Origin of the sequence: Colwellia sp. BRX8-5, from assembly GCF_014077325.1 — a bacterium.
Taxonomy (GTDB): domain Bacteria; phylum Pseudomonadota; class Gammaproteobacteria; order Enterobacterales; family Alteromonadaceae; genus Colwellia_A.
Genome location: NZ_JACGVR010000021.1, coordinates 39,126 through 53,985, shown reverse-complemented (window position 1 = coordinate 53,985; position 14,860 = coordinate 39,126). Strand labels below are relative to the sequence as shown.

The window sequence follows — 14,860 nt, the reverse complement described above, 5'->3', positions numbered from 1 at the left end:
GATAAACTCACGCTTAATAATATCTGAGCTCTCGCACCTTGCCCCAAAATACCCGATAAGAAAAGGCGGTATAACTAAATATAACCGGTACCACAATGAAGGTTCCCCATAAGAGAAAACTCAAAGATTCAGGTGCTGCGGCTGTTTCCCAAATAGTCAGCTTGTTAGGCACTATGTACGGAAAAAAACTAAAGGCTAAACCAAAAAAACATAGAGTGAAGATAATCACTGCCGCGACAAAAGGTCGCCAACAGCCTTTGTCATTTATTTTAGGTAGTCGCTTTAGTTGTATTAAGCTAAAAATAAATAACGCAAAGCAAATAGCGGGTAAGGTTAATATCAATAAAGTGTTTGGCCAAGCAAACCATTTTTCATAGACACCTGGGTTAATTAATGGATTAACAAAGGAGACAGCTATAATACCAAGGAAACAAATTAGTCCTGATTTTTTTGCCCAAGCTACCGCTTGTATTTGTAGTTCACCTTCAGTTTTCATAATTAACCAACAAGCACCTATATAGCTATAAGCGGCCGCAACACCAAAGGCACTCAGTAAACTAAAACAATAAGCGGCTACAGTGCTTTCAAAGCCCATAACATACATACCTAACATGTAACCTTGGCTTAAAGCAGCGAGTAACGAGCCTATTTTAAAGACTTTATTCCACGTAGGCTTATGACCAAAGGCCGCCTTAGCACGAAAATCAAAAGCTACACCACGAAGCACTAAACTAATTAATAATACCGCGGTGGGTAAATAGAGCTCTTTAAATATATAACTGTGCGCCGCAGGAAAGGCTATCAACAATAAACCAATCGCTAAGACTAGCCAAGTTTCGTTAGCGTCCCAAAAAGGGCCTATTGAAGCTATCATCGTATCTGCATTATCTGTTTGATCGAGCGGTAGCATAATGCCAACACCTAAATCGTAGCCATCTAAAATGGCATAAAGTAAGATTGAAAGACCCATTAATGAGACAAAAATTAGCGCTAAGGTATTTTCTTCAAACATAACTTATCCCTCGATTGATTTACTAGGTGTGTGAATAACAGGTTTTACTTGTTCATCGATACTGAATTCTTCAAGTTCAATCGCTCGTCCTGCCATCGTAAATAGGGTGTGTAGGTAGGCAACCATAATGACAACATATAAAGTCAAATAAAGTGTAAGTGTAATTCCTACATTTGCTGGTGCTATATCTGTCGCTGCATCTTTTACCGTTAAAATCCCTGTCACTAGCCAAGGTTGTCGGCCAATCTCAGTGACATACCAGCCCGCTAATGTGGCGACCCAACCCGAGAAGCTCATCGCAACCAGTACTTTTAATAGCCAAGGGGGCAATTGTTTTTTACGCCACAATTGAAAACGACTAAACCAAGCGACAATAAACATGAAGAGACCTAAAGCCACCATGATTCTAAAAGCAAAGAACACCGGCGCAACAGGGGGATGGTTACCTTCAAATTCGTTTAGCCCCTTTATTTCGCCATCAAAATCGTGTGTCAAAATAAAGCTGGCCATTTTAGGAACGGCTATTTCAAAATGATTGGTTTTTTGCTCTTCATCAGGAAGTGCAAATAACAACAGCGGTGCTCCTTTTTCGGTATGCCAAATACCTTCCATGGCAGCAATTTTTTGTGGTTGATGTTCTAAGGTATTTAACCCATGCATATCACCTAACAATATCTGTACTGGTGCCAGCACCGCAGCGACTGTTAACGCTATTTTTAGCGTTAATTGTGGCGCTTTTTTGTTATCACCCTTGAGTAGGCGATAGGCACTTATACCCGCAACTAAAAATGCTGCCGTTAAACCAGAGGCAACCAGCATATGAGACAATTTGTAAGGGAATGATGGGTTGAAAATAATAGCAAACCAGTCAACGGGGAATGCGACACCATCGCGCATCTCATGACCTTGAGGCGTTTGCATCCAAGAGTTAAGTGCTAGGATCCAAAATGACGATAAACTGGTACCAAAAGCGACAATTAACGTTGATAATGTATGTACTCGAGCCGAAACTCGATTCATACCAAATAACATAATGCCTAAAAAACCAGCCTCTAGAAAGAAAGCAGTGAGTACTTCATAACCCAATAATGGTCCCGCTATATTACCGACTGTTTCCATAAATTTTGGCCAGTTAGTGCCAAATTGAAACGACATAGTAATACCGGTAACCACACCTATTGCGAAGGTAAGGGCAAAAATTTTGACCCAAAAACGGTAGGCCCGCATCCAGATAGGATCATTGGTTTGGTCAAAGCGTAATTTGAAATAAAACAAAAACCAGCTCAGTGCGATGGTTATTGTTGGAAACAGGATATGAAAGCTAATATTAGCGGCAAACTGGATGCGTGAAAGCATTAAGGTTTCTAACATGATTTACTCCATAAACCCTAGAAAACACGAGTATCATCAACGGGTTTAACGTTTAAAGTGACAATTTTTTATAACATTAATGTGCTAGCTTTAAAAAAGTCAAAGTGACAATTTAGTTTTTATTTAAAAGTTTATCTTTTATATCAATAACTTTACTGACACCGGCACCAAGTTTCATTAATGTATTAAGTTTTTCTGGGCTCATGCTTTGTAGTTCTGCCGCCCAATGGGTAATCGTTTCAAGTAGGTCATGCATCTCATGCATTTTTTGCTGTGCATATTGTTCTTGAGGGTTAGCGGGTTCATCTAAAAGATTATCGCGTAATAGTGACAGGGTAGGGTCAACCTCACGTTTGCGACGTTCTTCAAAGACACGTATTGCCATTTCCCAAATAGACCCAGCCGGTGAGTAATATTCTTTGCGATCTTTGGGTTTATGTTGTACTTGAACTAAGCGCCAAGACTGTAATTCTTTAATACCCATACTGACATTACCGCGAGAAATGTTGAGGGCTTCTGATATTTGTAGCGCAGTGAGTGAATCATTGTGAATAATTAATAAACCATACATTTGACCTACGGTGCGGTTAAAGCCCCAGCGACTGCCCATTTCACCACAGTGCATAACGAACGATTCGATTTTAGCTGTCATAATCATAATTAAGTCTTCTGAACTTTCAGTAATTTCTGAAAGTTTAAACCTTTGTTGATTTAGATCAAGTGTTATTTTGAATATTATGGCTTTTTTTTGATTATTGAGTGAGGTACTCAGCTCGTGATAAAGCAAGGTGTTGTTAAGTGAGGTACCGACAGAAAAATGGGGAAAGTATCAATAAAAACTAGCTTTGGTAGCGACAGACATTTATGAATAAATGCGGCGCAAAAGCACCGCAGTTATTAACTTTTATGGCGATGTGGTTTTAATTGCTTATTTATACTTAGCTTGTAAGTAATCAAATACGGCGCGAATACCAAAAGCTTCACCGCCAAGGGGGCGCCCTGGTAAAGCTCTGATATTAAATGCCATCACGTCAAAGTGAACCCAATCAGTCTCTTTTTTAACAAACTCTTGTAGATATAATGCCGCGGTAATTGCACCACCAAAGGGTATTGCGGCGCAATTGGTCATATCAGCAATAGAGCTTTTCAGTAAATCACCGTATGGGCTATAAAGGGGCATACGCCAGACCGGATCGCTAATTTTGCTGCCCGCTTGGGTAATACCTGCAGCAACTTCATCGCTTGTTGAGAAAAATCCTGGTAATTCTGTGCCTAAAGCAACACGCATTGCGCCAGTTAGGGTTGCAAAATCAATAATTAAATCAGGCTGTTCGGTGTCAGCTTCTGTTAGAGCATCACACAATACTAAGCGACCTTCTGCATCAGTGTTGTGAATTTCAACGGTAATACCTGCGCGTGTAGTAATAACATCACCAGGTCTTATGGCATTGCTCGACACGGCATTTTCTACCGCAGGAATGAGTACTCGTAGATTAATTGGTAGGTTATGCGACATAATTAGTTGAGCTAATCCGAGGACATGTGCAGATCCGCCCATATCTTTTTTCATATTACGCATACCAGCAGCGGGTTTTAAGTCGAGACCTCCACTGTCAAAGCAAACGCCTTTACCCACTAACGTTACTTTTGGGTGATGGCTATTACCCCAAGTTAAGTCAATTAAACGAGGTGCATGCGCACTCGCGCGACCAACGGCATGTATGGTTGGGTAATTTTGTTCGACCAGCTCATCACCAATAATTTGCTGAACTTGGCCGTGATACCTATTAGCCAAGTTTTGCGCACAGTCACCAAGATCTATTGGCATCATATCAGCTGCTGGCGTATTGACTAAGTCACGTACTAAAGTCGTTGCCTCGGCATATTTAATGGCACTGTCGACTATGGTCTGATTATTAACGGCTAAGCAGGGAAGCGGGTCATTATTTTTGTTTTTTGTTACATAACGATCGAATTTATAGGCGCCCATTAGCCATGAAAAACAGATGGCTTGTTGCTGTTCATCTTTCGCATGTAACAAATACTGACCAGGAGGAAGTTGCTTAATTAATTCGCCACAGGCAAAGAAGTGATTGGCATCTTCAACAACAAATACTGCTAGCGACAACTCCCCTTGAGTATTAGGTAATAACGCTAAACCTTCAGCTTTATAATTAGTATTGGCTAACCATGCTTGGTTTTGCTGAGTTTGCTCGCTTAACCAGTCGTTATAGTTATTTTTGTTGATGATAAAAAGTGATGTACCTTTATCGTCGGCACGTAGTAACTGATTCATGAATTTCCTTAGGACGAATTGATTGGTTTTTATGTCTTGCTAGATTGTAACCTAAGCAAGATTAAGTTGAAGTGCTATCGGATGTTTCTGGCCTAATTATAAAGTAATTATTGCGAGCATAGATGTTTGTAAGTGAAATACCCACCGAACCCTTCTGCTTTCAAGGAGAAGAGCGTAGTTTTTGGGAAGGTCAACCAGCCTATGCATCGATGCCACCGTTCTTTCATGCAGAAAAAATTAATGAGCCAATGTTGATGCTCCACGGTAAAGAAGATCCAAATTCAGGTACTTTTCCAATGCAATCAGAACGAATGTTTGCTGCTCTAAAAGGACTTGGCGGTAATGCTCGCTTGGTGATGCTACCACATGAGCAACACGGTTATCGAGCCAGAGAGTCGTTGCTCCATATGCTGTGGGAACAATATTAATGGTTAGATATACATGTGAAAAACCCCACTAATAGCGCTACCCCTGAATAAAATTTATCAGGCGCTTTACCTATCAAATAATCGTTTAAGTAAAAGCCATGTCAACTGCTTATCAGTGAGCATGGCGAATTACTCACCGCAAAATAATGATATTTTAAATTTCAGCAAATCAATAATAAGTTAGCGAATAAGGTTATGTTCATTATGAAAATCTATATAACATAAACTAATGGCGCTCTATTGTTGTTTAATTTATAGGCTGCACCTATAGTTGGTTATTGAACTTAAATGGATTCAATTTGACTTAGCTAGGATAGCGCCTTTCCTTTTTTACTCGGCTGAATCTTCACGTTCGTAAAGTCTATTTAATTTAACATTGACGTCGATATTTGGAGAAAAAAATGAGCGATAAACCCGTCTTAATTTTAATGCATGGCATTGGAATGCACACCTCTGACTCTTTTAAAGAAGACGTTGTTGAGTCAATTAACAATGCATTGGAAAGGTATCCAAGTTATAAAAAACTAAAAATTGAAAATGAATTGATCATTCATAGTATTAGTTATGACCATCTATTTGAGAAGATCCGTAAGGAAATTTCAAGCAGCAGTAAAACAGTTGAACACTTCATTAAAACTCAGCTGGCGGGTGTTGATACGCCTGACTTAATGAATAAATTGATAGGTATTGATGCCAATCTGGGGAGTGATACCTTTGAAAATACTCATGCCTTAGATGTTATCCTATATTTGTCTATATTTGGTGAAAGCGTTAGGGGCTTTGTTATCAAAGAGTTAGTGAGTATATTTGGCCAACACAGTGCAGGTACGACTTATCATTTTTTAACGCATTCTCTTGGCACGTCAGTAATGCATGACTCATTAAATAAACTCTTTCCTGATGAAAAACCGCTCGGTCAACCGCAAATATCTACCTATTGGAGTTTCGCTAATGTTAGCGATTTAGTCACGTGGGCTTCTGGTTTAACTTCACCTTATCAATCTATTGTTAAACCTGGTGTTGGCGGAATAATGAATGAATTTTATAATATCTATCATGAGTGCGACCCTATTGCTTTTGATTTATTTAGACGCTTCGATCCTAAAAATAATGGTAGTTGGATAAGTGAATCAGCGTTTGATAATGCATATCGAAAAATTGTTACTAAAGAATTTAGTCGCAAGAATACCCATTCAATTAAAGGGTACATTGAAGATCCAAAAGTATCTTATCCTTTACTTTATACATTTTTAGATGACTTCGACCCCAGCTCTACTGAGCAAACACAAGCTAATAAGGCATTTAAACATTATCAAGGAGAGCTAAATAAAATTAAAAATTATCAACAAACAGGCGGCTTTACTGCTGACATTAAGGGATTAGTGGCAGCTATCACCGGTTTTATTAGATATTTCAAGGAGGATAAACAATGAAATATTTATTGGCGGCTATTTTACTTGCCTTGATATCTTTATCTTCTTTATCTTCTTTTTCTGAAGAGCTTATTTGTCAAAAACACGACGCTACAAAAGGGAAGGTTTTTATTAATATGTATGAGGGTGTTGATGATATTTCTCTGAAAATATGTAATAAACTTCTTGATGGCTCAGAAGTCGATCAAGCGATGAATGCTTGGTTTATTAATTGGAAGGAAAAACTTTCCTTGCATGTTAAACCGCTAGAAAAAATGGGTGTCGACAGCGATTTTATCATCAACAATGCTTATCAATCGTTAACCACATTGTCGTACCCTAAAAATATTAATGCCTCAAAAAGCACTAAGACAGGAAAATATCATCTAAAGTATAACAATGAAGAAATTGCAGTTTTAGATAATGCTGACTGTAAGGGGTATGGCCCAAAAAACTGTAAGATCCTCTTTGATAATTTGCATAAGGCAATTGTTGCTCCTTTTGAATCTTCTTATAAATATGCCAATTCAAAAGCAGGTATGAATATAGCTTTAAAGAACACTGCATGGTCAAATTATTTTGAAAATTCGCGTTCACAAACGTTTATAGATTTAGCCATTAATACTTGGTATTACCAAGATAAATTAAAAGAAAACCGTTTAGTTCCACCCCCCAATAAACAGTACTTTGCCTTACATCCTTCTATTATTATGCATTACAGTGTCGATGCTGAACATGGCGAACAGATGAAAGAAGCACTTGCTATAGAATGGGCGGGGATTAATTACTGGCAGTTAAAGATACCTTTGGGACTTTCAGTCGTCTCTACCTATGCAGATAGAGTTTCAGTTAAGTCGGTATCTCACGGGGTTATGTTTCACATAAACAATACTTATTCTTTTGGTTTAACGACTAACAGCGAGCAGCAGCATGGTGTTTTTGTTACTTTAGATTTACTGAAATTATTCGAAGATAAAAAGTCTAACTATAAAAACTATCTTAACAACATAAAAGATCTGTAAATTTTAGCCTAGATATTAACGACTTCTATTGGTAATGAAGTCGTTAGTAATATTTAGGATTAACTTATTATTAATAAGGCTGGAGATCAGATAATTTAGCAAAGTAAGTATAACACCCAGGCCGAAAACCCAACTAGATCTACTACTCAAGGCTGAAAGAGAGTCTGCATATTTAAAATGTTCTAATTTAAAATAGACTCGTGTCGCAGCCATAAGAAAGAACACAACACCAAGAAATGGACCTAAACGTTTAAACCAGGAAGACACGCTTTATCCTTAGTGCATTCATAAAGATAGCATGATAGTTTATTACATATTCGCTAACTTAAGCATAGATTAAGGTAGGGAATATCTAATACAAATAACGCTAGCTTTTAATGGTGTTGGCTCATTATAGTTTAAGGATCAGCGAATAAAATGTTAATCAGGCCTTGGTGGCGAAAACCGACCATTTCTTCAGACCCCATTGTTATAATCGGTGGTGGTGCAGGAGGTTTAGAGCTTGCCACTAAACTCGGCAAGTATTTTCGAAAAACCAAACAAAAAGTTATTTTAATCGACCAAAATAGAAAACATGTTTGGAAACCACTTTTACATGAAGTCGCTTCAGGCTCACTTGACGCAGATATAGATTGTGTTGATTATTTATCCCATGGTGCGCGTAATGGTTTTTTGTTTCAGCTAGGTGTAGTTGATGGACTCAACCGAGAATCGAAGCATGTACTTTTAAAACAATTAAATGATCAAGACGGTGCTTTAATATTTCCTGCTCGCCAGGTTAAATACTCATTATTGGTATTTGCGTTAGGGTCTGTAACGAATGACTTTAATACGCTGGGAGCAAAGGAGTACTGTACATTTCTTGATACTTGTGAAAATGCAGAGCGATTCCATACTGAGTTACTTAATGCTTTTTTACGACTTAAAGGGGACGATACGCGCAGCAGTCTCAATATTGCCATTATTGGTGGTGGTGCTACAGGCGTAGAGCTTGCTGCAGAAATAGTAAAAACCTCTGAATTACTGAGAAATTATGGATATGACCATTTATCAAAAAAGAGTCTAGATATTCACATTGTAGAAGCAGGGCCTCGGATCCTTGCTGCACTTCCTGAACGTATAGCGCAAAGTGCACAACAAGAACTAGAGGCGCTTGGTATCACCGTAAATACTAACACCGCGGTTACTGAAGTTACGCCCAACAGTGTAATAACAAAAGATGGCCGTGAAATCGCTAGCAGCATTACTGTTTGGGCGGGGGGCATAAAGGGACCTGATTTTATGCAAGCTATTGGCGGTTTGGAAAGCGCAAAGAACAATCAATTACTGGTTAATCCATTCCTGCAAACTCCCTTAGACACCGATATATTTGCCCTTGGCGACTGCGCCTCATGCACGACATTAAAAGGGATAAAAGTTCCCCCTAGGGCGCAAGCAGCGCATCAAATGGCATCGACTGTCTTTACCAATATTATTGCTAAATTAGCATTGAAACCCTTAGTCGCTTATGAATATATCGATTATGGTTCCTTGGTGTCATTATCATCTTATACGGCAGTAGGCAGCCTAATGGGAAACATTAATCAACGCAGTATGTTCATCGAAGGTAAGTTGGCAAGACTGGTTTATATTGGGTTATACCGCATGCACCAAGTGACACTTTTTGGTGTGCTTAAAACCTTACTCATAGTCCTTGTTGGTAGGGTTAATAGAGCGTTAAGGCCTAACCTGAAATTACATTAACTGGTGGGTGGTGAAGATGATTGATAAAGATTTTCAGTCTCTATAGGCTTTACACCTATTTATTACCGCCATACATCAAAAAAATAATATTATCCCATTGATCAATGGGGTTAAATAAGCAGATTAGAAATATAGTAGGATATTTAAAAAATGACTTCAGCTCAAAAATTTTACTGGCAAGTTTTAACCCTAGGTAACATCAGTAGCTTTATCTTACTTTATACTATTGCTGGTTGGTTCCCTGGTTTTTTGGTGTTTTTTACCCTGACCTATTCAATAGTAGGTGCATATGATCTTACCCTAAGTAAACATACCTTAAATAGACTGTATCCTGTTCTTGCTTACTTTCGTTACTTCTTTGAATCAATACGAACAGAAGTTCAACAGTATTTTATTGCAAATAACACCGAAGAAATGCCTTTTAATCGCGAACAAAGAGATCTGGTTTATCGACGTGCAAAGTCGGTAACAGACACCATTCCCTTTGGCACTCAACGAGATTTAATGCAAACTAACTATCAAAGTATATGGCACTCGCTAGCACCAAAAACAATAAAGGATGAATCTAAGCACGTTTCAGTTGGCGGGCGACAATGTTCAAAACCCTATAAAGCGTCAAGATTAAATATATCAGCAATGAGTTATGGCTCTTTAAGTGCAGAAGCTATTGAAGCAATGAATCTAGGCGCAGGTGCAGGTGGCTTTTATCATAATACTGGCGAAGGTGGTGTTAGCCCTTATCATTTAAAGCATGGTGGAGACTTGGTTTGGCAAATAGGTACGGGGCTTTTTGGCTGTCGAAATGAATATGGCCGTTTCAATCCTGTGATGTTTGCTAAAACGGCTCAATTAGCACAAGTAAAAATGATTGAAATAAAGTTGTCGCAGGGTGCTAAGCCTGGTCATGGTGGCGTACTTCCTAAAGCTAAGATAACAGATGAAATCGCGCAGATCAGAGGTGTTAGTAAAGAAGAAGATTGTGTTTCTCCGGCGATTAACCCTGAATGCAATAGCCCATTTGAATTACTGTCATTTGTTAGCCAACTTAGAGAGTTAAGTGGTGGCAAGCCCATTGGTATCAAACTTTGTGTTGGTAACCCCGCTGAATTTTTATGTCTTGGCAAAGCCATGTTGGAAAGTAACATATACCTTGATTTTATTACGGTTGATGGCGCAGAAGGAGGCACAGGCGCTGCACCCGTGGAATTTAGTAACAGACTTGGTATGACCTGCTTGGAAGGAACCTATTTTGTTCATCAGGCACTTGTTGGATTAGGACTACGTAAACAGATACGGGTGATTTCAGCCGGTAAAACAGCTTCGGGTTTTGACATGCTTAATAAGGTTGCCTTTGGTGCTGATATTGTTAACGCGGCCCGAACATTTATGATGTCATTGGGCTGTATTCAATCTAGGCAATGTGACACCAATATGTGCCCAACGGGGGTCGCCACACAAGATAAAAATCGCTCTAAAGCCATCGATATAGAAGTAAAAGGCAAACGTGTAACCTCATTTCATCATCACACCCTAAATAGCTTCTTTGAATTATTGGGAAGCATGGGACTAGATGATGTCTCGCAGTTAACTTACAACATGATAAAACGTAGAACACCAAACGGCATGTTAGAATCTAATACCCACACAGTACCTGAACTGACTGAGAGTCAGTTAACGCAAGAAAATATTACTGGGATGTGGTTAACATGGTGGAATCAAGCCTCTAGCGATACTTTTTATGTTAATGATATTGCGCCTTTGGTACCACCTGAATTAGCCGTTAAGCAAATTTCTTAATGATTACTTGAGCGTTGCGCAATACTATTTTATTGTTATCTCTGAGGTTGAGAACCGTTTAATTATCAATGAATATTGACCATTAAAGCTCTAATATCGTGGTTCATATTATGAGCCACGATATTAGGATAGAACGTCTGCTTCATTAATAAAATAGACGGTCGTATTGATAATTACCTTAATATTTTTAATGGTTAAAAGCGGCCAAAAGACTTTTAGTATTGATAAGTCAAAAGTAGCGGGGCACTAACGACCTACTTTACCTTTAACAAGTGGCTTAAAAGAAAGCACACTATATTGCCCTTGGCTGTCATCTTTACCATTGTTGAGTATTGGCGAACGGTGAAGTTTATTAACGGTAACGTAAATTTTATCATCGTCTCCGTAACTAAAACCATCAGGCCACACAAGACGTTCATCTTTAAATAACACTTGGTAATCGCCACTAGGTTTAACCACACCAATAGCGCCGTTAGTAATATCGGTGACATATATATTGCCGCCACCATCGACAATAATACCATCAGAAATAGGCTTAGTACCGTAGTGCTGTACTTTTTCCTCTAGCTCTTTACTTGATAGACTTTCATTTATAATTGCGCTTGTGGCAACACGATATACCGATGTGCCCGACATGGAGCCAAAGTATAACCAGTCTTCATTGGGCTCAAGAGTGATTGGGTTTACACCCAAACGCGCAGCTTGCCCGCCAATTTTCATTGTGCGACCCTCAATAACTATGTCGATGTTTTCAGCACGAGTATAATGGCTGTCTTGCAGTATTCTTCGTGCGGCACCTGTTTTAAGGTTAACAGCAATAATTGCGGCTTGACTACCTTGTGCCGTGTCAGCAATATAAATATAGCCATTTTTGTTATCAACGGCTAAGTCGTTTAGAAACGACGTGTCTGTAATCGTTGGCTTTGCTAAATAAATAATTTTATCAAGCTGCTCACTTTTAGTATCCCAACCCACTAATCGCCCCGCATGATCAGGACCCGACGTATCTAGCATCCATAACACACCCTCGGCTGATACATTAATACCCAGAACACCGTAAAAACCTTTACCATTATTGTAAGCATATGCCCATTCTTCATTAGGATAAGGTTTTGTGGTGCCGTCTGGCATAAGCTCCATGATCTTTTGCTTTTGTCCATAAAATCCATGTATCGACAAAAACTTTCTTCCCGATGGCGTAATAGCAATGTTACCCGGTGGATGTTGTGCATCGAATGTAGCGACTGTGTGAAGCTCACTGTTATTGGCTAATGTCGTCGCTGTAGTGAGTAATGCTATGCTATAAGCTATTACTGAAAGTAATTTTTTCATTTTTATACCTATTATTAAGTTATTAAGTTATTAATAATTATACTTAATCGTCTTAGAGAGTCTCTTACATTTCTAGGACTGCTTTTAAAAACCTTCTAAAACAATTTTTCCAATCGATTGTCCTGATTCAAGTATTTTATGGGCCGCTCTTAGGTTTTTAGCGTTAATGGTTCCTAAGTTTTTACCGACCGTAGTTTGGATATATCCTTGGTCAATCAAGTCTGCAATTTTGTTAAGTAAGCGATGTTGCTCATTGATATCTGTTGTTTTGAACATTGAACGTGTAAACATAAACTCCCAGTGCAGGGATAAACTTTTAAATTTAAGTTTACTGATATCAAGCGACTTAGGATCGTCAATTAAGGCTATCTTTCCCATTGGAGCTAACAGTTCAACAAAGCTATCTAAATAGGAGTCAGTATGCGTTAAACTAGCAACGTGTGTTACTTGCCCTATAGCTAATTGTTCAATTTGTTCTACTAGTGATTTGGAGTGATCGATAACATAATCTGCCCCCAGTTTTTTTACCCATTTTGCAGAACTATCTCGTGACGCCGTAGCAATGACAGTTGCGCCTGTTAGTGCACTTGCTAACTGAACTAAAATCGAACCGACACCTCCCGCCGCGCCAACAATTAAAATTATATCGTTTGATTTTTTCTTTATCTCAGGATGTTGTTGTTTGATTAATAAGCGTTCAAACAATAATTCCCAAGCAGTAATCGCGGTTAATGGTAATGCAGCGGCTTCGCCATCTGATAAACTTTTTGGCTTATGACCGACGATGCGCTCATCAACTAATTGATATTCCGCGTTACTTCCTTGGCGATTTAAATCTCCGGCATAAAAGACTTTATCCCCAGGTTTAAAGTGGCTCACTGACTCACCTATGGCCACGACTTCACCAACAGCGTCCCAACCAAGCACTTTGTATTCATCGTTCTCTGCTGCAACATTTTGACGGATTTTGTAATCTACAGGGTTAACAGCGATAGACATAACCTGTACTAATAAGTCATGTCCTGAAGCTGTAGGTTGCGATAGTTCGATGTCTATTAATGATTTAGGATTACTGATCGGTAATGATTGTATGTAGCCAACTGCTTTCATGGTTTTTCTCCAAAGCTTTAAAATGGTTAATTACGGGGAGTTAACGTTAATTGTTATGGTGATTATAATGATATGACTTGATCGCTCAAATAGAAACAGCATAATGATAGAATCTTTATCAAATTATTTTTGACAATCATGCTATTAGAAGATCTTAATGTTATCTTAAAAGTTGCCGAATTTCGCAGTATTACTGCAGCGGCAGAGAGTTTAGACATGCATACAGCAACAGCTAGTGCAGCAATAAAAAGGGTTGAACGTGCGCTTGGCGTTGATCTGTTTATACGAACGACTCGAAGCTTAAGGCTCTCTGTTGCAGGTGAAAGGTATATTCCAAATTGTCAGCAAGCATTGCAAATGCTTGACGTAGCTAAGCAAAATGTTAAAGATGATTTAGACATTATTGATGGTGAATTAAGAATTTCTATCCCCTCAGATTTAGGTCGGAATTTAGTATTACCTTGGCTTGATGAATTTATGGAAGAGCACACAGGGATCAGTGTTAAATTACATGTCAGTGATAGCAATATTGATTTCTATAGGGATCCCGTTGATATTGCCTTGCGCTATGGTTCACCAAATGATGCCAACCTTTACGGTTTTAAAATCTGTAATGTACCACGAGTTATTTGTGCAACACCTCAGTACCTAGAAGCGCATGGTATACCCAAGCATCCTAATGATTTGACCACACATAACGGTCTTCTATATAAGTTACATGACATTGTTCATGATGTATGGGAATTCTCTTATAAAAGTGAGTTTATTAAAGTCAAAATGAAAAGTAATCGCGTTTCAAACGATGCTGACCTAGTCAGGCGTTGGTGTGTAAGTGGTAAGGGAATAGCTGTAAAATCTAGTTTAGATATGTCATATGACTTGCTGAGTAACCAACTTGTGACACTATTAACTGGCTTTGTCCCTAAGCCAACAGAATTATGGATTATTTGCCCAAGTAGACAGACCATTACTCCGGCAGTTCGCCTGCTTAGAGAACACTTAAAAATAAAGTGTAACTATGTTCTTACTCAACTTATAAACAAAGGTATTTTAGCTCAAGCGGATGTCTACTAATTGAGCATTCTATTTGATTTAAATGAGCGATTTTATTGATTTGAGGTTTGATGGTAATCCTCAATGCTTTAGAGGCTAGTGACGACAATGTAGTATTCTTGTGTATAAATAGGTGAAATACCAACGGCAGTAATAAGCTTGCAGGAGAGCTTTTTAGCTAAAAATAATTTCCTATGATTGGCAATAACGTCATCCGTCACTCAATTATATTAACATGACTTTAGTGCCTGTTATTGACGTAATGAACTGAAAAGCTTAATGTC

At 38.6% G+C, this 14,860-nt stretch carries 11 protein-coding genes and 1 pseudogene; 6 read left to right on the top strand and 6 right to left on the bottom strand.

The genetic code is table 11. The annotated features are described in order from the left end of the window. Positions 1-13: 13 nt before the first annotated feature. The 4 genes from H4J62_RS13815 to H4J62_RS13800 form a co-directional block, all read right to left on the bottom strand. A complete protein-coding gene (locus tag H4J62_RS13815; protein ID WP_182216215.1) occupies positions 14-1,012 on the bottom strand; it encodes a cytochrome d ubiquinol oxidase subunit II in 999 nt (332 codons plus the stop codon). A gap of 3 nt (positions 1,013-1,015) precedes the next feature. Next, a complete protein-coding gene (locus H4J62_RS13810; protein WP_182216216.1) occupies positions 1,016-2,383 on the bottom strand; it encodes a cytochrome ubiquinol oxidase subunit I in 1,368 nt (455 codons plus the stop codon). A 112-nt stretch (positions 2,384-2,495) separates the two neighbouring features. Beyond that, entirely contained in the window at positions 2,496-3,041 is a 546-nt protein-coding gene (locus H4J62_RS13805; protein ID WP_182175603.1) for a GbsR/MarR family transcriptional regulator, read from the bottom strand. A 270-nt stretch (positions 3,042-3,311) separates the two neighbouring features. Then, complete coding sequence (locus H4J62_RS13800) at positions 3,312-4,679, bottom strand: M17 family metallopeptidase (protein WP_182216218.1); 1,368 nt, start codon at positions 4,677-4,679, stop codon at positions 3,312-3,314. A gap of 149 nt (positions 4,680-4,828) precedes the next feature. Between H4J62_RS13800 and H4J62_RS13795 the strand changes: the two are divergent. From H4J62_RS13795 to H4J62_RS13775, 5 genes and pseudogenes are all read left to right on the top strand, one after another. After that, positions 4,829-5,107: pseudogene (locus H4J62_RS13795) on the top strand (alpha/beta hydrolase family protein); the annotation flags it as partial. 401 nt (positions 5,108-5,508) lie between these two features. Further along, the gene (locus H4J62_RS13790; RefSeq protein WP_182216220.1) at positions 5,509-6,540 is read left to right on the top strand and encodes a hypothetical protein; all 1,032 of its coding nucleotides are present in this window, start codon (positions 5,509-5,511) and stop codon (positions 6,538-6,540) included. Next, positions 6,537-7,541, top strand: coding sequence for a hypothetical protein (locus tag H4J62_RS13785; protein ID WP_182216221.1), 1,005 nt, complete (start codon positions 6,537-6,539; stop codon positions 7,539-7,541). The genes H4J62_RS13790 and H4J62_RS13785 overlap by 4 nt, the downstream gene beginning before the upstream one ends. Positions 7,542-7,958: 417 nt before the next feature. Beyond that, complete coding sequence (locus H4J62_RS13780; RefSeq protein WP_182216223.1) at positions 7,959-9,284, top strand: NAD(P)/FAD-dependent oxidoreductase; 1,326 nt, start codon at positions 7,959-7,961, stop codon at positions 9,282-9,284. A 150-nt stretch (positions 9,285-9,434) separates the two neighbouring features. Beyond that, positions 9,435-11,081: an FMN-binding glutamate synthase family protein gene (locus H4J62_RS13775; RefSeq protein ID WP_182216225.1), complete on the top strand. Its 1,647-nt coding sequence runs from the start codon at positions 9,435-9,437 to the stop codon at positions 11,079-11,081. A gap of 246 nt (positions 11,082-11,327) precedes the next feature. Here the strand turns inward: H4J62_RS13775 and H4J62_RS13770 are convergent, their stop codons facing one another. Together H4J62_RS13770 and H4J62_RS13765 are read right to left on the bottom strand one after the other, a co-directional pair. Continuing rightward, on the bottom strand, positions 11,328-12,413 hold the full coding sequence (locus tag H4J62_RS13770; RefSeq protein WP_182216226.1) for an L-dopachrome tautomerase-related protein: 1,086 nt from the start codon (positions 12,411-12,413) through the stop codon (positions 11,328-11,330). An 84-nt stretch (positions 12,414-12,497) separates the two neighbouring features. Next, entirely contained in the window at positions 12,498-13,523 is a 1,026-nt protein-coding gene (locus H4J62_RS13765; RefSeq protein ID WP_182216228.1) for a zinc-binding alcohol dehydrogenase family protein, read from the bottom strand. A gap of 138 nt (positions 13,524-13,661) precedes the next feature. Here H4J62_RS13765 and H4J62_RS13760 point away from each other — a divergent pair, with 138 nt between their 5' ends. Next, complete coding sequence (locus H4J62_RS13760) at positions 13,662-14,597, top strand: LysR family transcriptional regulator (protein ID WP_182216230.1); 936 nt, start codon at positions 13,662-13,664, stop codon at positions 14,595-14,597. The last annotated feature ends 263 nt before the right edge of the window (positions 14,598-14,860 follow it).